This is a genomic window from Methylobacterium sp. 4-46 (assembly GCF_000019365.1).
In the GTDB taxonomy this organism is placed as follows: domain Bacteria; phylum Pseudomonadota; class Alphaproteobacteria; order Rhizobiales; family Beijerinckiaceae; genus Methylobacterium.
Window position 1 is genome coordinate 6,689,561 of record NC_010511.1, and the last position, 22,030, is coordinate 6,711,590.

The window sequence follows — 22,030 nt, forward strand, 5'->3', positions numbered from 1 at the left end:
GTCACTCCTCCTCTGGGCATCGGTGGGGGGCACTGGCGCGGGGCCGGGGAGATCGCGCGGGGCTCTCCGGGGCGGGGCGGCGCCGCGCCGCGCCGAGGGTTGCGCGAAGGGACGGCGCCGCCAGGGCGAGGCCGACCAGGATGCAGGCCGCGCAGGCGGCGGCGCCCGCGGCGAGGCGCGCCAGCGGCCCCGCGACCGCGAGCGGGATCTGCCACGCGGCGAGGCCCATCACGGCGGCCGGACCGGCGGCGAGCAGCGTGGCCCGGACGAGCGGCCGCGCGCAGCCGAGGAGCAGGCCGGTCCCGGCGAGGAGCACGAGGCCGCGGGCCGCCTCGCCGAGGCCCAGCATCATCGGGCCGGCGAGGCCGTTGCCCGCCGCCGCGCAGGTCGCGAGGTTGACCGCGATGTTGGCGAGGTAGGCCGCGGTCAGGGCGCCCGCCGCCGCCCCGTTGCGCCCGGCCCCGTTGAGGACGCGCATCAGGATCCAGCCGAGGGTCGAGGCCCAGAGGCCGGCCGCGATGCCCCGCAGGGCCTCGCTGGTCAGGAAGACGGCTTCGTCCCCGAAGGCGCCGCGGGCGAAGACGACCCGCGCGAGCTCCGGGGCGAAGCCCGCCAGGAACACGCAGGCCGGCAGCATCACGGCCAGGATCGGGCGGGCGATCCGCTCGACCTGGCGGGCCGTGTCCGCCGCCGGGCCCGCCGCCAGGACGGTGAGCCCGAGGGGCTGGCTGATCAGCAGCAGGGCGCTGTCCGTCAGGGTGCGGGCGTAATCCATCGAGGCGACCGTGCCGGTGGCGAGCCGCGAGGCGAGGAGCCGCTCGATCCAGTTGTGGGCCTGCTCGACGAGCGGGATGGCGAGGAGCGGGCGCAGGCCGCGCAGGAAGTCCCGGCCGGCCGCCAGGATCAGGGCCGGCCGGGCGCCGGCCGGGTCGAGCAGCCCCTCGCGCCACAGCCACGCCACCGCGCAGGCCGCGAGCCCGTTGAAGGCGATCGTGAAGGACCAGGCGAGCGCCGCCACGGAGCCGGTCAGGCCCATGACGGCGAGCCCGGTCAGCACCGCGAGGTTGAGGATGCTCGCCCGGATCGTGGTGAGCCGCGAGCGGCCGAGGGCGATCTCGCCCGCCGCCAGGCAGTTCAGCACCACGCAGGCCGGCATGCCGAGCGCCATCACGCGCACGAAGTCGAGCGTCAGCGCCCGGCCCTCCGGCGAGAACCCGCCGACGATCGCCCCGACCCAGGTCATGCCGAGGGCCTGGACGGCGAGCATCAGCCCGAGCGCGATGCCGCCGAGCGCCAGGGTGAGCGCGCAGAGCCGCGCGCCGGCCTCGCCGGTCCGCTGCCACTCCCGGCACATCGGCACCAGGATCGCCGGCACGCTCTCGTTCTGGAGCACCGCCAGGGGCAGCAGCACCGCCGTGAGCGCCCCCCGGAACCCGTCCGCCACCAGCGAGGCGCCGAGCGTGTGCGCCATCACGATCTCGCGCACGAAGCCGAGGAGCTTGCTGAACAGGGCGCCGCCCATCAGCAGCACCGCGAAGCGGCGGCCGCCCAGAAGGGGCACCCCGTCGCGGGGCACCCCGTCGCGGGGCGCCCCGTCGCAAGGCCCCGCGGGGGGCGGCCCCTCGCGGGTGGCCGATCTCAGGACCAGGCTCCTCACGCGGCTCACCTGCGGGTTCGGGGGCGGGAGGCGGGGCTGAGCACCGCGAAGGTCCAGAAGAGGAGGCCGAGCTCCCCCGAGGTCACGTTGCCGAGGGGGATCTGGACCAGGGACGCGCAGGCGAGGGCGCCCACGATCACCGCCTCGATCCCCCCGTCGCGCCGCGCGCCGTCGACGGCCCGCCCGATCGCGGCGAGCAGGGCGGCGAGGCAGAGGAGGCCGACCACGAGCCCCATCGTGACCCAGCAGCTGACGATCATGCCGTCGATCGCCATCGCGCCCGCGCTGCCCACGTCCGTGACCGTGAAGCCGTTGCCGACAAGGCCGCTGTCGGGCTGGTTCCACAGCACCAGGTACTGCTCCAGCCGCTCGCGGGCGCTGCCGTCCTGGGCGCCGTCCCCGAGGCTGGCGAGCCGCTCGCCGATCACCTCGCCGAAGGGCGTCAGCGTCGCGGCGGCGGCGACCGCCGCGGCCGCCCCCGCCAGCATGCCGAGCGCCCGGGCCCGGGTGGCGGAGAACAGGAGGCAGAACAGCACCGCGGCGGCGAGGAAGAGCCACCCGGTGCGGTACATCGAGAGCAGGAGCGAGAGGGCCGCCGGGGCGGCGAGCAGGGCCGTCCCCCAGCCCGAGCGCAGGAAGCCGACCAGGACGAGGCCGACCGCCGTGAAGCTCGCGAAGCTCCCCGGCCCGTTCATGGTGCTGAAGGTGCGCACCCCGAACGGCACCGGCTGCCCGGCCGACATGATCGTGGTCAGGGTCATCCAGTAGCGGTCCCAGGCCGGGGGATCGACGTACTGGACGATGCCGTAGAGCCCGGTGAGCGGCAGGATCGCCAGGAAGACCGAGGCGGCGGCCTGGACCAGCGCGCGCTGCTCCGCCTCGGAGCGCAGGCTCAGGGCCGCCGCGTAGACGAGCGGTGCGAACCACTTGATCGAGCCGGTGGCGGCCTGCTGCCACTCGCCCTGGAACAGCGAGAGGGCGGTGGCGTAGGTCACGCAGGCCGCCACCGTCAGCACCGCCGCGAGGGCGGGCGGCAGCGGCCGGTCCCCGTCGAGGGCGCTCCTGAGGCTCGGCAGCGGCGCCAGGATCGCCAGGAGCGGGCCGACCAGCATCAGCCCGCTCGGGTCGTAGCCCGCCGCGAGGTCGACCACCCGGCGCAGGAAGGGCGCGAAGGCGAAGAGCAGCAGCACCGCCTGGAGGTGGTCGGCGGGCGAGCGCCGCCACGCCAGGAAGCCGGTGGCCGCGCAGCCGAGGATGAAGGCCGGCCGCGCCGCCCCGCCGAGCAGGGGCCCGGCCAGCGCCGTGGCGGCGAGGAGCAGCGCGGCGGCGAGCCAGCCGGTGAGGGAGATCGGGCCGAGGACCGGCGCCGCGAGGCTCGTCCTCACGGGCGGGCCTCCCGGGCCACCCGGTCGATCACCCCGGCGATCGCCTCCCGCATCCGGTCGGCCGGGTAGAGGCGCCGCGCCCGCTCCCGGGCCGCCGCCACCGTCGCGGCCGTGCCCTCCCGTCCGGCGAGGACCCGCCCGATCGCCGCCGCGAGGGCGGCGGGGTCGCCGGGCGGCACCAGGGTGCCGGCCCGGCCCTCGTCCAGGATCTCGGCCGCCGCCCCGGTGCGCGTCGCCACGACCGGCACGCCCGCCAGCATGGCCTCGACCAGGGTGCGCCCGAAGGGCTCGGGATGGATGGAGGGATGCACGACGGCGTCCATCGCCTGCATCAGCCGGGGCACGTCGTCCCGATGCCCGAGGAAGTGCACGCGGCCGGCGAGGCCGAGCTCCCCGGCCATCCGCGCGAGGTCGCGCGCGTAGGCGTCCTCGCCGAACAGGGCGGCGCCGGCCACGACCGCGCCGACCCCGGGATGCGCCGCGAGGGCCCGCAGCAGCACGTGCTGGCCCTTCCAGGGGGCGAGCCGGCTGAAGACGCCGACCAGGGGGCCGTCGGGCAGCCCGAGGGCGCGGCGCAGCTCCGGCCGCGGGCGCGGATCGGGCACGAGGTCGAGGCCGTTCGGCACCAGGGCGACGAGGTCCGGCCGCCCGCCGGCCGCCGCGAAGGCCTCCGCCACCGCGCCCGAGGGCGCGATGACCCGGGACGCCCGGGCATTGGCGAGGCCGACCTGGAGCCGGCGCTGGGCGCGGCCGAAATGATGCGCGTCGACGATGTCGTGCAGGTGCCAGATCAGGGGCCGGCGCGCCAGCGCAGTGGCCACCGCGGCGAGCACGAAGGCCTTCTGCGAATTGGCGTAGACGACGTCGTGCCGGCGCGCCCGGCGGGCGATCTCCAGGACGAGCCCGGCGAGCCGTCCGGCGAGCGGCAGGGCGCCGAGGGCCGGGGAATCGCGCCGCAGGCCCGAGAGGCTCGCCCCCGCCCGCGCGCGCTCGACCGAGAGGCCGCGCGCCGCCATCGCGGCCGCCAGGGGGCCGTCCTCGAACAGCAGGGCGGTGGCGCCGCGCCAGGACGCGACGACGTCGGCGAGCACCAGCTCGGCTCCCGCCATCGTGGCGGTATGGTTGACGAACAGGACGCGGGGGGACGCCATCACGCCGCTCCCAGGGAGGTGCGGGCCGGGCCCGGCCGCTCGCCGTAGAGCGCCTGGTCCTGCGGCCGCACCAGGGTGATCACCGTGCCGGCGACCGTGCCGCCGGCCGCCCGGACGCCGGCGACCGCCGCCGCGGCCTCCTCGACCTGCGACCAGCCCCAGCGGGCGCAGACCAGGACGGCCTCGACCCGCCTCGCCAGCAGGGTGGCGTCCATCAGGGCCCCGAGGGGCGGGCTGTCGACCAGCGCGAGGTCGTACTCCTCCGCGAGGGCGAGGACGCCCGCCACGCGCGGGCCGGCGAGGAGCTCGGTCGAATCCTCGACCGGGCCCCCGGCCGGCAGCACGTCGACGCCGGGCAGGCGGCTGCGCACGATCGCGGCGCGGGCGGGCGCCTCCCCGCGCAGGACGGCGCCGAGGCCCGGGCTCGGGGGCAGGTCGAGCCCGGCCTCGATGCTCGGGGCGCGCAGGTCGGCCTCGATCACGAGGACGCGCTGGCCGCTCGCGGCGAGCCGGGCGGCCAGCGCCAGGGTGGTGAAGGTCTTGCCCTCCTGGGGGGAGGCCGAGGTGACGAGGAGGCTGCGCGGCGTCCGGCCCGGCGGGCGCAGGGCGAGCTGCGCCGCGAGCTGGCGCAGGGCGGCCTGGAGCTTCGGGTCCCGCGCCGCCCCCGAGAGGGCCGGGCCGAGCGGCAGGGTGCGGCGGCCCGGGATCAGCTCGGCCCCCGGGAAGGGCCGCGGGGCGGAGAGCCGCGGCAGCTGCGCCAGCGTCGTGGTGCCGGCGACCTCGTCGATCGCGTGGGCGGCCCGGACGGTGCCGTCGGTGCGGTCGCGCAGCAGGGCGGCGGCCGCCCCCAGGAGGGTCGCGAGGGTGAGGCCCGCCGCCAGGAAGGGCAGGCGCTTGGGGAAGAACGGCCGGGTCGGCAGCTCGGCGAGGCTCACCAGCCGGGTGCTCCCGGTAAGGATGCGCCGCTCGGTCTCGAGCTCGCTCGCCCGCTTGTAGAGGTCGGTGTACTGGCCGCGCTTGAGCTCGACGCTGCGCACCATGGCGGCGATCGCCGCCTCCGCGTCCGCGGCGGCGCCGACCTCGTCCTTGGCGGCGTCGAGCTGGCGCTTGAGCGAGGCGACGAGGCCGTTCGAGGCCTCGTAGACCTGGCGCGCGCTCGCCGCGACGCTCGCCACCTCCCGCTTCATGCGGGCCTGGACCTGGTCGCGCTCGCGCCGCAGGCCCTGGATGGTCGGGTGGTTGGGCCCGAGCGTCGTCTCCGCATTGGCGAGCTGGGCGGAGAGCTGGGCATATTGCTGCTTCAGGTCGCCGATCGTCCGGCTCGCCAGCACGGCGGGCGAATCGGCCGAGCCGCGCGCCTGGTCGGCGCTGATCTCCCGCAGGCGCGCGGCGGCGTCGGCCCGCGCCGTCTCGGCGCTGGCCAGCTGCTGGCTGATGCTGGTCAGCTTCTCCGAGGCGATCGGCGCCGTCGCGCCGCGCACCAGGCCCCGCCGGCGGCGATAGGCCTGGATCTGCTCCTCCTCCTCGCGCAGGGACTGGTCGAGCTGGCGGATCTCCTGCCAGATCCAGGACGCCGCCGCCTCGCGGGACTTGGCGAGGCCGGACCGCTGGTCGTCCAGGAAGGCCGTGATCACCGCGTTTGTCAGGCCCTGGGCCACGTCCGGGAGCTGCGCCTGGAAGGCGACGGTGATGACGCGCGAGCGGCCCACATTCCCGACCATCACGCGCCGGTCGAGGTAGTCGAACAGCGCGTCGCTCCCCGGCGCGAGGGCGTCGCAGGCCGCGGCCGGCTCGCCCGTCACCCGGGCGAGCCCGAGCGGGCCGCCCCGGGCCTCCGTCCGGCACTCGCGCCGCGCCGCCTCCGCCACGCCCGGCTGGGTCATGGCGAGGCGCAGGATCCGGGGCGAGCGCACCACCAGGAGCTGGCTCTCGAGGTCGGCCGGGTCGCCGACCTTCTGGGCCCAGGCGGCGGAATTGGCGGCGGTGCCGGGCTCGGGCTCGGCCACGATCACCGAGCCGCTCGCCACGTAGCGCACCGGGATCACCAGGAGCGCCGCCACGGCGGCGCCGAGCACCGCCGAGAACACGGTCAGGAACAGGCCGCGCCGGCGCCACAGCCGCGTGGCCACGCCGATCCGCGGCGCCGGCCGCGGCGGGATCCCGACATCCGGTTTGGTCAGCATGATGCTCACCCTGCCCTCGCTCCCCTCAGCCGACCATCTCGACCGCGTAGACGTGCCGCTCCCGCGCGGAGGCCGGCGGACCGTGCGTCGCGACCTGCTTGTCCACGAAGCTCGTGAATTCGCGCCGGAAGCGCTCCGCCGAGAAGCGCTCGGCCTGCGCCCGGCAGGCGGCGCGGGAGAAGCTCCCCTCGGTCGCCACGAAGCTGCGCAGGCAGGCGGCGATCGCCTCGGCGCTGGGCTCGTCGAAGAACAGGCCGGTGCGCCCGGGGCCCTGGGTCAGGACCGTCTCGCGGGCGCCGCCGCGGCCGAGAGCGAGCACGGGAGTGCCCTCGGCCTGGGCCTCGACCGGGACGATGCCGAAATCCTCCTCGGCCGCGAACACGAAGGCGCGCGCCGTCGCCATCAGGCGCCGCAATTCCGCGTCGCTGACGTAGCCCGCGAAGGTGACGTTCGGGCCCGCGCGCCGGCGCAGGCGCTCCGCCTCCGACCCGTCCCCGGCCACGACGAGTTCGAGCTCCGGCGTCAGCCGGAACGCGTCGACGATCGCCTCGACGTTCTTGTAGGGCACGAGCCGGCTCGCGGCCAGGAAGTGGCGCCCGCGCGGCATGGTCAGGGGCTGCTCCGACAGGGTGACGGGCGGGTGGATCACCGTCGCCTCCCGCCCGTAGATCTTGCGGATGCGCCGGGCGACGAAGCGGGAATTGGCGACGAGCGCGTCCGGCCCGGACGCCGTGCGGACGTCCCAGAGCCGCATGTAGTGCAGGAGGGCCCGGGCCAGGGCGCCCTTGACCCCGCGGGCGAGCCCGCTCTCGCGCAGGTAGGCGTGCTGGAGGTCCCAGGCGTAGCGCATCGGCGAGTGGACGTAGGCGACGTGGACCTGGTCGGGCCCGGTGATCACCCCCTTGGCCACGGCGTAGCTCGACGAGAGCACGAGGTCGTAGCCCGACAGGTCGAACTGCTCGACCGCCAGCGGCATCAGCGGCAGGTAGGCCTGGTGGGCGCGGCCGAGCAGGGGCAGCCGCTGCAGGAAGCTCACCTGCGTCCGCGGCAGGCCGATCCGCGCGCGGCCCTCGGCCGGGAGGACGTCGAACAGGCAGAAAACGTCCGCCTGCGGGAAGCAGGCCAGCATCTCGCGCAGGACGCGCTCCGCCCCTCCGACGACGTAGAGCCAGTCATGGACGATGGCCACTCGCACGGAACATCCCTCCTCGGCGCGGGCCCGCGGGCCCCGCTCGTCCGGCCGGTCCCGCCGACGGTGCAACCCGCCGGCTTGACACGCGATGAAACAGATCGGCGAAAACTTGATCTTTCAGCACATATGAGCAAACCGCCTGCCAATGCCGGAGTGTCCCAATATTGGACGCCGTCAGGACAGTGCTGATGACTGGATTAAATTTACGAACATCGTGAATTCCGGGCGATCGCAGGGGGTCAGCTCAGCCACAGCAGCACCACCTTGGCGCCGACCGGCAGCGACGCGGCGCCGTCCCGGATCGCGACCTCGGTCCAGGCCTCCTCGTCGTTCGGCACCATCGCCCGCGCGCGGGCCGCCGGGCGGCTCGGCACGACCCGCTGCGGGCGGGCCTCCGGCGCGAGGTCGGCGCGGGCCGCCGGGTCCCAGCAGCGCAGCGCGCGCCAGAGCGCCACCACCGTGCCGCCGTCCCGGCGGCCGAGCGGGACGGCGCGCAGGTCCGCGCCCGCCTCCGGCAGGGCGACCTCCCGGGGCGCCTCGTCGCGCGGCGCGTCGGGGGCCGAGAGGGCGCGCATCAGCCCGCGCAGGGCGCGGTAGGCCGGCTTCGGGCGGCCGTCGTGGTGGACGAGCCCCCAATGGTGCTCGGTCTCGCGCGGGTCGGTGCCGCCGTCCATCAGCTCGTACAGGAAGCTCCGGCGCAGCCCGGCGGCGAAGTTGTGCAGCAGCAGGCGCGGGACGTAGATCGCCGCCGCCGCCTCGGAGACGCCGCCGCGGCCCGGATTCGGCGGGGTGCAGTAGCCGACTTCCGTGCTCATCACGGGCGCGCCCGGCTTGAAGCCCTCGGCCATGTGGGCGAGGTACCAGGAGAGGGCGGCGTAATCGTCCGCGGTCTCGGGCTCCTGGCCGCCCTGCACGTAGGAATGGATCGCCACCACGTCGCAGAACGGGGCCGCGCCGCGGATCGGCGCCACGTCCTGCGGGCGGTAGTCGAGGACGGTCGGCGAGACGACCGGCAGCGTCCGCGCGTCGTAGCGCGTGCGCAGCGCCCGGTAGACGGCGCGCTGGTAGGCGACCACGGCGCTGCTCCAGTCCGGCCGCGCCGCCGGCTGGGCGGTGAACCAGGGGCTGTCGCCCTCGTTCTGGCCCTCGATCGCCGAGACGCGGCCGGGGCCCAGAGCCTCCAGGTAGGCGAGCATCTCCGGCACCGTGTTGGTGACGGGCGAGACGAGCAGCTGCGCCCGCACCCCGTGGGTGGCGTGGAGCCGGGCCCAGCGGCCGAGGTCGTTGGAGGGGCGCAGCTCGTCCCGGACGTGCCGGATCCCCGCCTCGGCGAGGAGGTCGCGCACCGTCTCGAAGCGGGAGGCGTAGGGCTCGCTGCCGAGGTGGAGGTTGACCCCGACGCTGTCGAGGAAATCCGCCACCGGGCGCGGGGCCGGCGCCGCCCCGGCGGGGCGCGGCCGCGCGGCCAGGGCCGCGAGGCCGCCCAGCAACACGGCCCGGCGGCTCGGTCCCGCCGCGGGCGGGCACGGCCGGTCCGGCCCGCCCGTGCCCCGCGCTCGTGGCCCTGGCGACATCGGACATCCTCTCCTGGCGGCGATCCGGCGGGCCGCCGTCGCCGCTCCGATGCGGGGCCCGGGCCAGGGCGCGCCGCCCCGGCGCGGCACGGCCCCGTGCCAGGACGGGGCGCGGCGCGCGCGGCCGTGCCGCGCCGGGACGCGCCCCGAGGCCGCGCTCGGGCGCCGGGGGGCGGCGCGGTCGGGCGCCGCAGGCGGCGTGGTCCGGGCGCCGCAGGCGGCGCGGTCAGGCGCCGAACACGGCGAGTTCGGTATAGGCGAGGTCGCCGAGGGCGACCGGCCCGGGCCCGCGGGCGAGGCGCGGCTTGCGGCCCGGGAAGAAGCGCCCGACCGCCCCCGGCACCGGCGCCGCGGCATCGACGAGCAGGAGCGGCATGGCGTGGCGGCGCAGCAGGGCGCGGCCGAGCGCCCCGAGCCAGCCGCCGAGCGCGGCCCCGGCCGGCCCGTAGATCAGCTGCATGCCCGGCAGGTGGAGCCCCGGCCCGACCCGCAGGGAGCGGCGCACCAGGATGGCGAGCCGGCCGGAGCCGCCCTCGGCGAGGACGAGGCAGCGGCAGCCCAGGGCCTCGTGGTCCCGCGCCAGGGCGCGCTCGGCGCGGGAGAGCAGCGCCGCCGTCTCCGGGCCGAAGGGGCGGACCCGCTGCCCCGGCGCCGGGCGGCTGAGGGCCGGCAGGACCAGCATCTGTCCCTCCGCGTAGCGGCGGAAGCCGCGGGCCTGGTGCATCGACCAGGTCTCGGGGGCGGCCGAGATGTTGAGGTAGGTCACGGCCCGGTCGCGCATGGCGCGCCCGTCGAGCATCACGCCGAAGCCGCGGAATTCCGGCTCGACGTACCAGCTCGACAGGTTGCAGCGCAGGGAGGGGCCGCGCTCGTCCTCGACGGAGGCGTAGATGGTGAGGAGGACGCCGACGACCGCGTCGCGATGCGCGAGCAGGAGGCCGTAGCGCGGCACGTCGCCGGGCAGGCGGCGGGCGGCGAGGCGGGCGAAGCCCCGGCGCCAATAGGCCGGCGGGCGGTCCGGGAAACCGCGGCCGAGCAGCCGCACGACGGCGTCGAGATCGGCCTCCTCGATCGGCCGGCAGCGCAGGGCGGGCTGGGTCGGTGGGCAGGCCGCGCGCTCCGGAGCGGGCGCGTCAGAGTGGGCCATGGGACACTCGCGGGGTGGCCGCGGTTCGCGCCTCCGCGCGCTCCGGGACGGTCCTGTGCCATCGCGGATCAGAAGCGGCGGCCCGATCGCCGGGCGGGTGAAACCGCCAGGGACGACGCAAGCCGCGTTCCCCAGGGGACGCGTCCCGGATCGGAGGACGGGGCGTCCCTGCCGCCTGCCGCGCCGGCCGGCGCTCGGGGGTTGAGAACGCTGCGGCTCTCGATCGATGGGGTCAGCACCGCCGTTCGGCAAGGCCCGGACCGGCTGCCCGGAACGACGCGGAGGGAGATCCGGGACACGGGGGAATCTGGACACCGCACGGGCCATGACGACTGGCCATGACGACGGGCCATGACGACGGGCCATGACGACGGGCCATGACGACGGGCCATGACGACGGGCCATGACGACGGGCCATGACGACGGGCCATGACGGCCCTGGCCGGACATCGTGCCGGACCGATCACCAGGACGCCGTCCGACGCCCATCGCGCGCAGGCCGGACCAAGACGCCAGGAGCCGAGATCGTGCTCAGGCTCGGCGCGATCGCGCCGGGTCGGCAGGGGAACGGGCAGGCCGGAACGGGCCGTCCTCCGCGTGCCGGCGCCGTGACCGGGCTGGACGGTCTACGGGCCGCTCACAGCAGGTAGAGTGTCACCGTGCCGTGGAACACCTTCGGGCAGTTCCGCGCCTGCACCAGCGCGCGGGCCTCCTCGACCGAGATGCCGCGGGCGCTCGCGATCTGCTCGACGCTTCTCCAGGCCTTCGTCATGGGGCGTTCCTCCTGTTTTCCACTCAACGCTCAAGCTCGGCGGCCGTTCCACGGCGCCCCGTTGCGGTGGATCAAGGCCGCCCGCCGCCGCGCGGGCAGAATGCGGCGCGCCCCGGGAGGGCGGCGGCGGGGCGACACATGCGGCATGACGCGGAGACGGCGCGGACCCATCCGGGCGGGACGCGGGAGGACGGGCCGTTCTGGACCGGGAGCCCGGAGGCGCTCGCCGCGCGGCTCGGATGCGGCCTCGACGGCCTGAGCGCCGCGCAGGCGGCGCGCCGCCTCGCCGAGGACGGCCCCAACGGCGACCGCCCGGCCCGGGCCGACGGCGTCCTGCGGGCGGTGCTGCGGCGGCTGCTCGAACCCTTCTCGCTGATCCTGCTCGCGGCGGGGCTGGTCTCGATCGCCACCGGCGACTGGGGCGGGGGCGTCATCATCATCGCCATCCTGACCCTGTCGATCGGCCTCGACACGCTCCAGGAAGGCCACGCCGTCCGGGCCGCGGAGGCGCTGCGGCGCTCGGTCGCCCTCACGGCGGAGGTCAAGCGCGACGGCCGCTTCCGGACCGTGCCGGTCGAGGAGGTCGTGCGCGGCGACCTGATCCGCGTGCGCGCGGGCGACATCGTGCCCGCCGACGCCCTCGTGCTCGCCAGCGCCGCCTTCTCGGCCGTCGAGGCGGCCCTGACCGGCGAGCCCTACCCGGTCGAGAAGCGGCCCGGCCCGGTCGCGGCGACGGCCCCCGCCGAGGCCGCCAATGCCCTGTTCCGCGGCGCCGTCGCCCAGAGCGGGGAGGCGCTCGCCCTCGTGGCCGCCACCGGCCGCGCGACGATGTTCGGGGCGGCCGCCGCCTCCCTCGCCGAGAGCGCCGCCCCCTCGCCCTTCCAGCGCGACCTGCGCGAATTCGGCCTCGTGGTGGCGCGGCTCACCCTCGTGCTGGTGGTGGCCGTGCTGGCGGTCCGGGTCGCCCTCGGGCGGCCGGTGCTCGACTCGCTCCTCTTCGCGGTGGCCCTGGCGGTCGGCCTCACCCCCGAATTGCTGCCGATGATCACCACCGTGACCCTCGCCCGCGGGGCGCTGCGCATGGCCCGCCGCAAGGTGATCGTGAAGCGCCTCGCGGGCATCCACGACCTCGGCGCCATGACGGTGCTCTGCACCGACAAGACCGGAACCCTGACCTCGGCCGAGATCGTGCTCGCGCGCAGCTTCGGGCCCGACGGCCGCGACGACCCGCGCCCGGCCCGGCTCGGGGCCGTGGCGGCGGCGCTGGGCGGCGAGCGCGGGGCCCTCGACGCGGCGCTGCGGCGCCACGGCGCCGCCGGGCCCGACGGCGCGGCGCGGGCCGACGGGGCCGCCGCGGAGGGATGGCGCCTCCTCGCCCTGCGCCCCTTCGAGGCGGGACGCCGCAGCGGCGCGGTCCTGGCCGAGGGGCCGGAGGGCCCGCGCCTGATCGTCAAGGGCGCGCCCGAGGCCGTCCTCGCCCTGTGCACGGAGCGGCGGGACGGGGCCGGGACGGCGCCCCTCGGGGATCCCGACCGCGCCGCCTGCCTGGCGCGGCTGCGGGCCCTCGCCGAGGAGGGCTACCGGGCCATCGCGGTCGCCTCCCGGGAGGCGGCGGGGCCGCGGGATGCCGGGGAGGCGGGGCTCGTCCTCGACGGGTTCTGCGCCTTCGCGGACCCGCCCAAGCCCGACGCCGCCGCCGCGGTGGCGGAGCTCGCGCGGGCGGGGGTCCGGGTGAAGATCCTGTCGGGGGACGACCCGGTCGTGGTGCGGCGCCTCGCCGGGCATGTCGGCCTGCCGGCCCCCTCGGTGCTGTCGGGGACGGAGGTGGCCGCGCTCGGCGACGAGGCCCTCGCCGTGCAGGTGCGCCGGGTCGACGCCTTCGGGCGCCTCGCCCCCGACCAGAAGGCGCGCATCGTCAAGGCGCTGCAGGCGGGGGGCGAGGTCGTCGGCTTCCTGGGCGACGGCATCAACGACGCGCCGGGCCTGCGGCAGGCCGATATCGGCCTCTCGGTCGAGGGGGCGACCGGCGTCGCCCAGGCCGCCGCCGACATGATCCTGCTCGCCCCCGACCTCGCCGTGGTGGCGGCCGGCGTGGCCGAGGGGCGGCGCACCTTCGCCAACATCCTCAAGTACATCCGCATGGGGGCGAGTTCGAATTTCGGCAACATGCTGTCGATGGCGGCAGCCTCGGCGGCCCTGCCGTTCCTGCCGATGCTGCCGACCCAGATCCTGCTCAACAACCTGCTCTACGACCTGTCGGAGATCGGGATCCCGTTCGACCACGTGCGGCCCGAGGCGGTGGCGCGCCCGCAAACCTGGGAGATGGCGGGGCTGCTGCGCTTCGCCGCCGTGATGGGGCCGCTCTCCTCCCTGTTCGACCTCCTGACCTTCGGCGTGCTGCTCCTCGGCTTCGGGGCGGCGCCCGACGTCTTCCGCACCGCGTGGTTCCTCGAATCGATGGCGACGCAGATCCTGGTCATCGTGGTCATCCGCACGGCCGGGCGGCCCTGGCGCGACCGCCCGGGCAGCGTCCTCGCCGTCACCTCGCTGGCGGCGCTCGCGGTCGCGCTCCTGCTGCCCTTCACGCCGGCCGGGCCGTGGTTCGGGTTCGCGCCGCCGCCGCCCGCGCTCCTCGCGGCCATCGCGGCGATCACGGCGGCCTACCTCGCCGCGGCCGAGGCGGTGAAGCCCTGGGCCACCGGCGCCCGCCGCCCCGCGGGGTTCCTGCCCTCGCGCCGGAGAGGACGAGGCCATGCCGGGTGAGACCGAGATCCTCGAATTCCTGCGCCGGATCCTCGGCGCCGCGGGCGCGGTCGAGACGATCCGCACCCACATCTCGGTCATCCTCCTGGCGGGGGAGCGGGTGTTCAAGCTCAAGCGGGCGGTGCGCTTCCCCTTCCTCGACTTCTCGACCGCGCCGCGGCGGCTCGCGGCCTGCGAGGCGGAATGCGCCCTCAACCGGCGCTGGGCGCCCGGCCTCTATCGCGGCGTGCACCGGATCACCCGGGGGGCGGATGGCGGCCTCGTCCTCGACGGCGGCGGCCCGCTCGTCGACGCGGTGGTCGAGATGCGCCGCTTCCCGGCGGCCGACCTGTTCGACGCGATGGTCCAGGACGGGCGCGCCACGCCCGCCCTCCTGACCGCGCTCGCCCACCGCATCGCCGCCCTGCACGCCGAGGCGCCGGCGAGCCCGGCGCGGGGGGGCGCCGCCGCGATGGAGCGCCTCGTCGCCCTCAACGATCGCGGCCTGCGGGCGAGCGGCCTCGTCGCCGCGGAGGTGGCCGACGCCCTCGCGGCGCGGTTCCGGGCCGCGCTCGGCCGCCACGCCGCGCGCGTCGAGGCGCGGCGCGCGGCCGGCAAGGTCCGCCGCTGCCACGGCGACCTGACGCTGCGCAACATCTGCCTGTTCGAGGGGGTGCCGACGCCCTTCGACGGGCTCGAATTCGACGAGGAGCTCGGCACGATCGACGTGCTCTACGACCTCGCCTTCCCGCTGATGGACCTCTGGCACCGCGGCCGGGGCGACCTCGCGAGCCTCCTCGTCAACCGCTACCTCGACGAGGCCGACGAGATCGACGGGGCGGGCCTGCTGCCCTTCCTGATGGCGCTGCGCGCCGTCATCCGGGCGCACGTCACCGCGAGCCAGGCGGCGGAGGCGCCGGCCGCCGCGGAGGGGGGCCTGTGGCGCGAGGCGCGGGCCTACCTCGCCCTGGCGGAGCAGTGCCTGCAGGCGGACGAGGCCCCGGTGCTGCTGGCGGTCGGGGGCCTCAGCGGCTCGGGCAAGTCGACGGTCGCGGCCGCGGTGGCGCCCTTCCTGGGCCCGCCGCCGGGCGCCCGGATCGTCGGCAGCGACCGCACCCGCAAGCGCCTGCACGGCGTGCCGGCCCTGACGCGGCTCCCCGCGGAGGCCTACGCGCCCGCGATGTCGGAGGCGGTCTACGCGGCGATGCGGGCGGAGGCGGCCCGCGCCCTCGCGGGCGGGGCGAGCGTGGTGGTCGACGCGGTCTTCGACCGTCCGGACGAGCGGGAGGCGATCGCCGCGGTGGCGCGGGCGGGCGGCGCCTCCTTCCGGGGCGTCTGGCTGCAGGCGCCGGTGCCGATGCTCGCCGCGCGCATCGCGGCCCGGCGGGACGACCCGTCCGACGCCACCCCCGCGGTGCTCGCCGCCCAGGCGGAGCGGGCCTGCGGCGAGATCACCTGGGAGCGCCTCGACGCCCGCCTGCCCCCGGAGACGCTGCGGGCGGTGATCCTGGCGCGGGGGCCGGTGCCCCGGGCGGGGTAGGGGCGGGGAGGCCCCCGCCCGCCCGGTCGGGCGCGACGCCGCATCCGCCCCTCACCCCCGCCCGGCCAGCAGCGCGGCGGCGGCCCGGGCGATCGGGCGCTCCTCGTTCGCCGGCACCACGTAGACCGCGACCGGCGACGCGTCCCGGCTGATCCGGGTCGCGTTCGCGGCGTTGCGGGCCGGGTCGAGCTCCACCCCCGCGAAGGCGAGGCCCTCGGCGATCGCCGCGCGCAGGGCGGGCGCGTGCTCGCCGATCCCCGCCGTGAAGACCAGCACGTCGAGCCCGCCGAGGGCCGCCATCAGCGAGCCCGCCTCCCGCACCGCCCGGTAGGCGAACAGCGCCAGGGCCTCGGCGGCCCGCGGATCGTCGCAGCCCTGCAGGGCCCGCACGTCGTCGCTGATCCCCGAGACGCCGAGCAGCCCCGAGCGGTTGTTCAGGAGGTCGGCCACCGCCTCCGCGCTCATGCCCCGCTCGCGGATCAGGTGCAGCACCAGCCCCGGATCGACGGCGCCCGAGCGGGTGCCCATCATCAGCCCGTCCAGGGCGGTGAAGCCCATGGTCGAGGCGAGGCTGCGGCGCTCCCGCAGGGCGCAGAGGCTGGCGCCGTGCCCGAGATGGGCCACGATCACCCGCCCCTCCGCCCGCGCCCCGGCCAGATCCGGCAGGATCTCGGCCACGTGCGCGTAGGAGAGCCCGTGGAAGCCGTAGCGCAGCAGGCCCTCCTCGCTCAGCGCCCACGGGATCGGGAAGAGCTGGGCGAGGCGCGGCTGGGTGCGGTGGAAGGCGGTGTCGAAGCAGGCGACCTGGGGCAGGTCGGGCCAGGACGCCGCCACGGCCCTCAGCCCCGCGAGGTTGTGGGGCTGGTGGGCCGGGGCCAGGGGCACCAGCCGCTCCAGCGCCGCGAGCACCCCCGCATCCACCCGCACCGGTGCCGAGAAGTCCCGCCCGCCATGCACGACCCGGTGCCCCGCCGCCCGCAGGAGGAGGTCCGGCGTGCGGCGGATCGCGTCGAGCAGCCACGCCACCGCGGCCGCGTGATCGCTGCCCGCCCCCGGCGCGTCGCCGGCCCTGAGGGCGAGCGGGCCCGCGGCCTCGACGCTCACGGCGCCGCCGAGGCCCGACACGCCGCCCCGGCAGAGCGGCTCCAGCGTGTCGGCCGCGAAGAGCGCGAATTTCAGGCTCGACGAGCCCGCATTGATCGCCAGGATCGCGTCGGTCACGCGGCGCCTCCTTCGGCGGACGCGGCGCCTCCTTCGGCGGAGGCGGGGTCCCCCGACGCCGCCGCATGCGCGAAGAGCTGGGCCAGCGCGCAGGAGGCTTCCCGCACCTCGGCGCTGTCGGCGCGGCTCGTCAGGATGATCGGCACCCGCGCGCCGAGGATCAGCCCGGCCGCGTCCGCCCCCGCGAGATGGATGAGCTGCTTGGCCAGCATGTTGCCCGAGACGAGGTCGGGGACGACCAGGATGTCGGCGTCCCCCGCCACCGGCGAGGCGATGCCCTTGGCGGCGGCGGCCTCCCGCGAGATGGCGTTGTCGAAGGCCAGGGGCCCCTCGACGCGGCCGCCGGTGATCTGGCCGCGCTCGGCCATCTTGCAGAGCGCCGCCGCGTCGAGGGTGGAGCCGATCCGCATCGACACCGTCTCGACCGCCGAGAGGATCGCCGCCTTGGGCTCGGCGATCCCCAGAGCCCGGCACAGGTCGATGGCGTTCTGGACGATGTCGCGCTTCTCCGCGAGGCTCGGCGCGATGTTGACCGCCGCGTCGGTGATGAAGAGCGGCTTGCGGTAATGCGGCACGTCGAGGGCGTAGACGTGGCTCATGCGCCGTTCGGTGCGCAGGCCCGCCTCCCTGCGCAGGGCCGCCGAGAGGATCTCGTCGGTGTGCAGCGCCCCCTTCATCAGCGCCGCCACGCTGCCGGCCCGGGCGAGGTCGACCGCCCGCTCGGCGGCCGCGTGGCTGTGGGGCGCCTCGACGATCTCGATCCCGTCGAGCGCGATCCGCGCCGCCTCGGCCGCCGCCGCGATCTTGGCCCGCGGCCCGACCAGGACCGGCTCGATCAGCCCGGCCCGCCGCCCCGCCAGCGCGCCCTCGAGGGAGACCGCGTCGCAGGGATGGACCACGGCGGTGCGGATCGGGGGCCTTCCCCGCGCCGCGTCGATCAGGCGGCGCCACTGGGCGCCGCGCTCGTGCAGGTGCACCTCCGGCAGCAGCACCCGGGGCCGGCGGACCTTCTCGGTCGGCGCGATCACCTCGGCCTCGCCGCTGATCACGCTCTCGCCGCGGTCGTTGAGGCAGGCGCAGTCGAGGACGAGCCGCGCCCGCGCCTCGTCCTTCGTCCGCACGGTGACCCGGGCCGTGATCGTGTCGCCGATCTTCACCGGCCGCAGGAAGCGCAGGGACTGGCCGAGATAGATCGTGCCGGGCCCCGGCAGCGCGGTGCCGAGCACCGCCGAGATCAGCGAGCCGCCCCAGAGCCCGTGCGCGATGACCCCGTGGAAGCGGTCCGTATCGGCGTAGTCCTTGTCGAGATGGGCGGGGTTCACGTCCCCCGACACGACCGCGAACAGCCGGATGTCGTCCGGCTGCAGGGTGCGGGCGAGGCTCGCGCTGTCGCCGACCCGGATCTCCGCCAGGGTGCGGTTCTCGATGAATTGGAGGGCTTCCATGATCAGGCCACCGCGTGCAAGCCGCCGTCGACGAAGGTGATGGTGCCGGTGACGCCGCGGGCGCCGTCGGCCGAGAGGGCGGCGGCCATGTGGCCGATCTCCTCCAGGGTCACGAGCCGGTGCTCCGGCGCGCGGGTGCGGGCGGCCTCGACGAGGTCGTCGAAATGGTCGATCCCCGAGGCCGCCCGGGTCACGACCGGCCCGGGCGAGAGGGTGTTGACCCGGATGCCGCGCGGGCCGAGTTCGACCGCGAGCGAGCGCACGCCGGCCTCCAGGGCGGCCTTGACCGGCCCCATCACGTTGTAGTGGTCGACCACCTTCTCGGCGCCGTAATAGCTCACCGTCAGGATGCTGCCGCCCGCCCGCATCAGCGGCTCGGCCCGCCGCGTCATCCGGATCAGCGAGTGCACCGAGACGTCCATGGCGGTGAGGAAGCCCTCCCGCGAGCAATCGGTGACGCGGCCGTGCAGGTCCTCCTTCGGGCAGAAGGCGATCGAGTGGACGAGGATGTCGAGGCCGCCCCAGGCCGCCTCCACCCGCGCGAAGAGCGCGTCGAGCTCCGCGTCCCGGGTGACGTCGAGGGGCGCGAGGATCTCCGCCCCGAGCTCCTCGGCGACGGGGGCGACGTGGGGCCGGGCCCGGTCGTTCAGGTAGGTGAGGGCGAGGCGGGCGCCGTTCTCCCGGAAGGCGCGGGCGCAGCCCGTGGCGATCGACTGCGCGTTGGCGACCCCGACCACGAGGGCGCGCTTGCCGGCGAGCAGGGCCATGGTCAGGCCTCCCGCACGTAGCGGCCGGGGGCCGGGCCGAGCGTCGGCGCGCCCGGCAGCCCCATCGGCGGCGGCGGCTCGGGCGGGCCGGACCGCTCGGCGAGCCAGGAGGCCCATTCCGGCCACCAGGAGCCCTGTTCGAGCCGGGCGAGGTCGAGCCAGCTGTCCGGATCGACGTAGCGGTCGGTCGCCGCCCTGCTGTGCACGCGGTAGTGGCGGCCGCGATGGCCGGGCTCCGAGACGATGCCCGCGTTGTGGCCCCCGCTGGCGAGTAGGAAGGTGACGTCCGCGTCGGTCATCAGCGTGAGCTTGAACACCGAGCGCCAGGGCGCCACGTGGTCCTTCTCGGTGCCGACGGCGAAGATCGGCGCGCGGATGTCGGTCAGGGCCACCGGCCGGCCCTCGACCCGCAGGCGGCCCTCCGCGAGGTCGTTGTCGAGGAACAGGCGGCGCAGGTACTCGGCGTGCATCCGCGCCGGCATCCGGGTGGCGTCGGCGTTCCAGGCCATCAGGTCGGTCACCGCCTCGCGCCGCCCGAGCAGGTAGCTGTTGACGATCCGCGACCAGATCAGGTCGTTCGAGCGCAGCAGCTGGAAGGCGCCGGCCATCTGCTTGGAGTCGAGGACGCCCTCGCTCCGCATCAGGCTCTCCAGGAAGCTGATCTGGCTCTCGTTGATGAAGAGCGTGAGCTCGCCGGCCTCGGTGAAGTCGACCTGCGCGGCGAAGAGGGTGAGGGAGGCGAGCCGCGCATCCCCGTCCCGGGCCATGGTGGCCGCCGCGATCGAGAGCAGCGTGCCGCCCAGGCAATAGCCCGCCGCGTGCACGGCCCGGCCCGGCCGGATCGCCGAGACCGCGTCGAGGGCGGCCATCACGCCGAGCCGCCGGTAATCGTCGAAGGACACGTCCCGGTCCGCCGGGCCCGGGTTGCGCCAGGAGATCATGAACACGGTGAAGCCCTGGCCGACGAGGTGGCGGACCAGGGAATTCTCCGGCGACAGGTCGAGGATGTAGTACTTCATGATCCAGGCCGGCACGATCAGGACCGGCTCGGGCCGGACTGCGCCGGTCTTCGGCGCGTACTGGATCAGCTCGATCAGGTCGTTGCGGTAGACGACCTCGCCCTCGGTGACCGCGACCTCGCGCCCGACCGCGAAGCGCTCGGCGCCCGCGGGCTTGAGGCCGGCGAGCCCGCGCCGGGCATCCTCCAGGGCGTTCAGGGCGCCGAGCACCAGGTTGGCGCCGCCGCTCGCCAGGGTCGCGTTGAGGACGACCGGGTTGGTGAGGGGGTGATTCGACGGCGAGACCCCATCGAGCATCTGGCGCGCCGTGAAGGCGACGATCTCCTCGTGCGCCCGCGCCACGCCGCGCACGCCCGTGGTGGCGTTGTGCCACCATTGCTGGGTGAGCAGGAAACCCTGCTGGTAGAGGCAGAAGGGCCAGGTCCGCCAAGCCGGGTCGTCGAAGCGGTGGTCCTGGGGCAGGGGCTCGATGCAGGGTTCGGCCTGCGCCCCCACCAGGAGGTTGCGCCACAGGAAGGATTGCAGGCGCTGGCCCTTGCGGAAGGCCTTGGCGGCGAGTTCGGCCTGCTTGCCGGGCGAGAAGGCCGCGTGCACGCTCCAGTCGAGCCAGGCATTGGCCAGGGCCGCCGGCGAGAGGCCGCCGGTGAGCCGCGCCACCGCGGCATGGGCCGCTTGGTCGATCGCCTGGCCGGCGTCGTGCAGGTCGTCACCGGGCTCCGCGGCGTCCCGGACGGGACCGGCGGCCGCGACCGGCGGCACGAGGCGGAGGGCAGGGGGGCGGGCCGGGATCGCGGCCGAGGATTGCGTGGGGGAAGTCGCGAGCATGGGGGGTCTCCAGCGCCCGCCTCTCCTAGCCGGGCACGGCGTTCCGCCCACTGATCCAGATCAGAGCTGAGCTGCACGCACGCGCTCAGGATCGTCCGATGCGCGGGGCGCCGGATGCGATCTCGGCAAACGCTCGGCAATACCTTGGCAAACGAGGCCTCGGCGGGCCGTGTCGCGCACGATTCGCGCACCGCGCACGATCCGCGCGGGGGGGCCCCTCTCCCGCGGGGGTACGAGGCGGATCCCCGATCTCCGATCCGCCCGGCGCCGGGCCCGGCTCGCGGCGCCCCCGCTCACGGCGCGGCCGCCCCGGGTACCGCACAGGCCTGCGCGACGTGCCCCTCCGCCAGCGCGCCCGTCGCCCGGGCGATCAGGTCGTACTTGGTGCGCGTGACGCTGACCTCGCGGAACCAGTTCACGAGGTCCCCCCAGGGGTCGTTCATGTGCGCGAGCCCCGACACGAAGGCGACGACCGTGCTGACCTCCGCCTCGCCGGTCACCACCGCGTAGCCCCCGACGCCCAGGATCCCCGCCACGCCGAGGTGGTAGGACATGTTCATCAGGAAGTTCATCGAGAACTTGATCCGGAAGATCCCCATGTTGAGGCCGAAGACGGCGTCGAGCCGCTCCGCCTCGGCCGGCGCGACGGCGCCGGAACGCGCCTCCACGATGCCGCCGCTGACCCGCCGCAGCAGGCCGATGCGCGCCCCGACCCGGCGGTTGATGGCCCGCTGCATCAGCGGCACGAAGACGAGCTGGGGCGAGAACACCGCCAGCGCCACCAGGGCCATGGCGGGGTTGAGCATGGCCAGGTAGGCGAGCGTGGTGACCAGGATGCCCGCCTGCAGGAGCGGCTCCGAGAAGCAGGAGGCGACGAAGCCGCCCACCGGCTCGGCCTCGTCCAGAACCAGCGCCACCTCGACGCCGCGCGCCTGCCCGGCGCCGCTCCGCGGCGCGCCGCCGTGCAGCCCGGCGCCGTGGCAATCCTCCATGATGGCGGCGCGCAGGCGGCGCACGGCCCGCTCGGCGACGAAGCCGCGACCGATGTTGAGCACGAGCTTCAGCAGCCCGAGCCCGCAGGCGGTGAGCGCGTAGAGGACGGCGAGCCGCAGCAGCACCTGCGGGTCGGCCCCCTTCACGGCGTGGCCCACCGCGCGCCGCTGGATCTCCAGGGGCAGCACCCCCGCCAGGAACACCGCCACCACCAGGAGGGCGAGCCAGACCTGCGCCACGGCACTCTCGCGCCAGATGAAGGTCAGCAGGTCGGGAGGGGTGCTGCGCGCGGGCGAAGGCGCGGGCGAAGGGCGGCAGAGATCCGGTGCCTCGTCCCGCGGCCGCGCGGCCTCCCGCACATGCCCCGTCGCCATGGGCCCTGTCGCCATGGGCGTTTCCCTCCCTCCGGCGCCGCGG

General features: G+C 76.1%; 15 protein-coding genes. 2 read left to right on the forward strand and 13 right to left on the reverse strand.

Annotated elements, in window-relative coordinates; all coding sequences use genetic code 11:
• Position 1: 1 nt before the first annotated feature.
• From M446_RS29415 to M446_RS39310, 8 genes are all read right to left on the reverse strand, one after another.
• A complete protein-coding gene (locus tag M446_RS29415) occupies positions 2–1,666 on the reverse strand; it encodes a lipid II flippase MurJ (RefSeq protein WP_012335743.1) in 1,665 nt (554 codons plus the stop codon).
• A complete protein-coding gene (locus M446_RS29420) occupies positions 1,663–3,042 on the reverse strand; it encodes a hypothetical protein (protein WP_012335744.1) in 1,380 nt (459 codons plus the stop codon). The genes M446_RS29415 and M446_RS29420 overlap by 4 nt, the downstream gene beginning before the upstream one ends.
• Positions 3,039–4,193 (reverse strand): glycosyltransferase, encoded by a 1,155-nt coding sequence (locus M446_RS29425; protein ID WP_012335745.1) that lies wholly within the window; start codon positions 4,191–4,193, stop codon positions 3,039–3,041. Before M446_RS29425 ends, M446_RS29420 begins: the two co-directional genes overlap by 4 nt.
• Positions 4,193–6,376, reverse strand: coding sequence for a GumC family protein (locus M446_RS29430; RefSeq protein WP_265576461.1), 2,184 nt, complete (start codon positions 6,374–6,376; stop codon positions 4,193–4,195). Before M446_RS29430 ends, M446_RS29425 begins: the two co-directional genes overlap by 1 nt.
• A gap of 25 nt (positions 6,377–6,401) precedes the next feature.
• Positions 6,402–7,571: a glycosyltransferase gene (locus tag M446_RS29435; protein ID WP_012335747.1), complete on the reverse strand. Its 1,170-nt coding sequence runs from the start codon at positions 7,569–7,571 to the stop codon at positions 6,402–6,404.
• 236 nt (positions 7,572–7,807) lie between these two features.
• Positions 7,808–9,061: a hypothetical protein gene (locus tag M446_RS29440; protein ID WP_012335748.1), complete on the reverse strand. Its 1,254-nt coding sequence runs from the start codon at positions 9,059–9,061 to the stop codon at positions 7,808–7,810.
• A gap of 307 nt (positions 9,062–9,368) precedes the next feature.
• The gene (locus M446_RS29445; protein ID WP_012335749.1) at positions 9,369–10,289 is read right to left on the reverse strand and encodes a hypothetical protein; all 921 of its coding nucleotides are present in this window, start codon (positions 10,287–10,289) and stop codon (positions 9,369–9,371) included.
• Between the two features lie 637 nt (positions 10,290–10,926).
• Positions 10,927–11,061 (reverse strand): hypothetical protein, encoded by a 135-nt coding sequence (locus M446_RS39310; protein ID WP_018263632.1) that lies wholly within the window; start codon positions 11,059–11,061, stop codon positions 10,927–10,929.
• A gap of 138 nt (positions 11,062–11,199) precedes the next feature.
• On the opposite strand from M446_RS39310, the gene mgtA reads away from it, so the two are divergent.
• Together mgtA and M446_RS29455 are read left to right on the forward strand one after the other, a co-directional pair.
• On the forward strand, positions 11,200–13,824 hold the full coding sequence (gene mgtA / locus M446_RS29450) for a magnesium-translocating P-type ATPase (protein WP_012335750.1): 2,625 nt from the start codon (positions 11,200–11,202) through the stop codon (positions 13,822–13,824).
• Positions 13,814–15,343 (forward strand): AAA family ATPase, encoded by a 1,530-nt coding sequence (locus tag M446_RS29455; protein ID WP_012335751.1) that lies wholly within the window; start codon positions 13,814–13,816, stop codon positions 15,341–15,343. Before mgtA ends, M446_RS29455 begins: the two co-directional genes overlap by 11 nt.
• Before the next feature lie 51 nt (positions 15,344–15,394).
• On the opposite strand, the gene M446_RS29460 is transcribed toward M446_RS29455, so the two are convergent.
• From M446_RS29460 to M446_RS29480, 5 genes are all read right to left on the reverse strand, one after another.
• Positions 15,395–16,564 carry an acetate/propionate family kinase gene (locus M446_RS29460; RefSeq protein ID WP_012335752.1) on the reverse strand — a complete coding sequence of 390 codons (1,170 nt, stop codon included), beginning with the start codon at positions 16,562–16,564 and terminating at the stop codon, positions 15,395–15,397.
• Positions 16,561–18,009 carry a bifunctional enoyl-CoA hydratase/phosphate acetyltransferase gene (locus M446_RS29465; RefSeq protein WP_012335753.1) on the reverse strand — a complete coding sequence of 483 codons (1,449 nt, stop codon included), beginning with the start codon at positions 18,007–18,009 and terminating at the stop codon, positions 16,561–16,563. The genes M446_RS29460 and M446_RS29465 overlap by 4 nt, the downstream gene beginning before the upstream one ends.
• Before the next feature lie 2 nt (positions 18,010–18,011).
• The gene (gene fabI, locus M446_RS29470; RefSeq protein ID WP_012335754.1) at positions 18,012–18,776 is read right to left on the reverse strand and encodes an enoyl-ACP reductase FabI; all 765 of its coding nucleotides are present in this window, start codon (positions 18,774–18,776) and stop codon (positions 18,012–18,014) included.
• A gap of 2 nt (positions 18,777–18,778) precedes the next feature.
• Entirely contained in the window at positions 18,779–20,620 is a 1,842-nt protein-coding gene (locus M446_RS29475; RefSeq protein WP_012335755.1) for a PHA/PHB synthase family protein, read from the reverse strand.
• A gap of 293 nt (positions 20,621–20,913) precedes the next feature.
• On the reverse strand, positions 20,914–22,002 hold the full coding sequence (locus tag M446_RS29480; protein ID WP_236728856.1) for an ABC transporter ATP-binding protein: 1,089 nt from the start codon (positions 22,000–22,002) through the stop codon (positions 20,914–20,916).
• Positions 22,003–22,030 lie beyond the last annotated feature (28 nt).

Coding starts and splice junctions, on each gene's coding strand:
- M446_RS29425 (WP_012335745.1), bottom strand. CDS start 4,193: ATGGCGTCCCCCCGCGTCCTGTTCGTCAACCATACCGCCACGATGGCG.
- M446_RS29430 (WP_265576461.1), bottom strand. CDS start 6,376: ATGCTGACCAAACCGGATGTCGGGATCCCGCCGCGGCCGGCGCCGCGG.
- M446_RS29445 (WP_012335749.1), bottom strand. CDS start 10,289: ATGGCCCACTCTGACGCGCCCGCTCCGGAGCGCGCGGCCTGCCCACCG.
- M446_RS39310 (WP_018263632.1), bottom strand. CDS start 11,061: ATGACGAAGGCCTGGAGAAGCGTCGAGCAGATCGCGAGCGCCCGCGGC.
- mgtA (WP_012335750.1), top strand. CDS start 11,200: ATGCGGCATGACGCGGAGACGGCGCGGACCCATCCGGGCGGGACGCGG.
- M446_RS29455 (WP_012335751.1), top strand. CDS start 13,814: ATGCCGGGTGAGACCGAGATCCTCGAATTCCTGCGCCGGATCCTCGGC.
- M446_RS29465 (WP_012335753.1), bottom strand. CDS start 18,009: ATGGAAGCCCTCCAATTCATCGAGAACCGCACCCTGGCGGAGATCCGG.
- fabI (WP_012335754.1), bottom strand. CDS start 18,776: ATGGCCCTGCTCGCCGGCAAGCGCGCCCTCGTGGTCGGGGTCGCCAAC.
- M446_RS29475 (WP_012335755.1), bottom strand. CDS start 20,620: ATGCTCGCGACTTCCCCCACGCAATCCTCGGCCGCGATCCCGGCCCGC.
- M446_RS29480 (WP_236728856.1), bottom strand. CDS start 22,002: ATGGCGACAGGGCCCATGGCGACGGGGCATGTGCGGGAGGCCGCGCGG.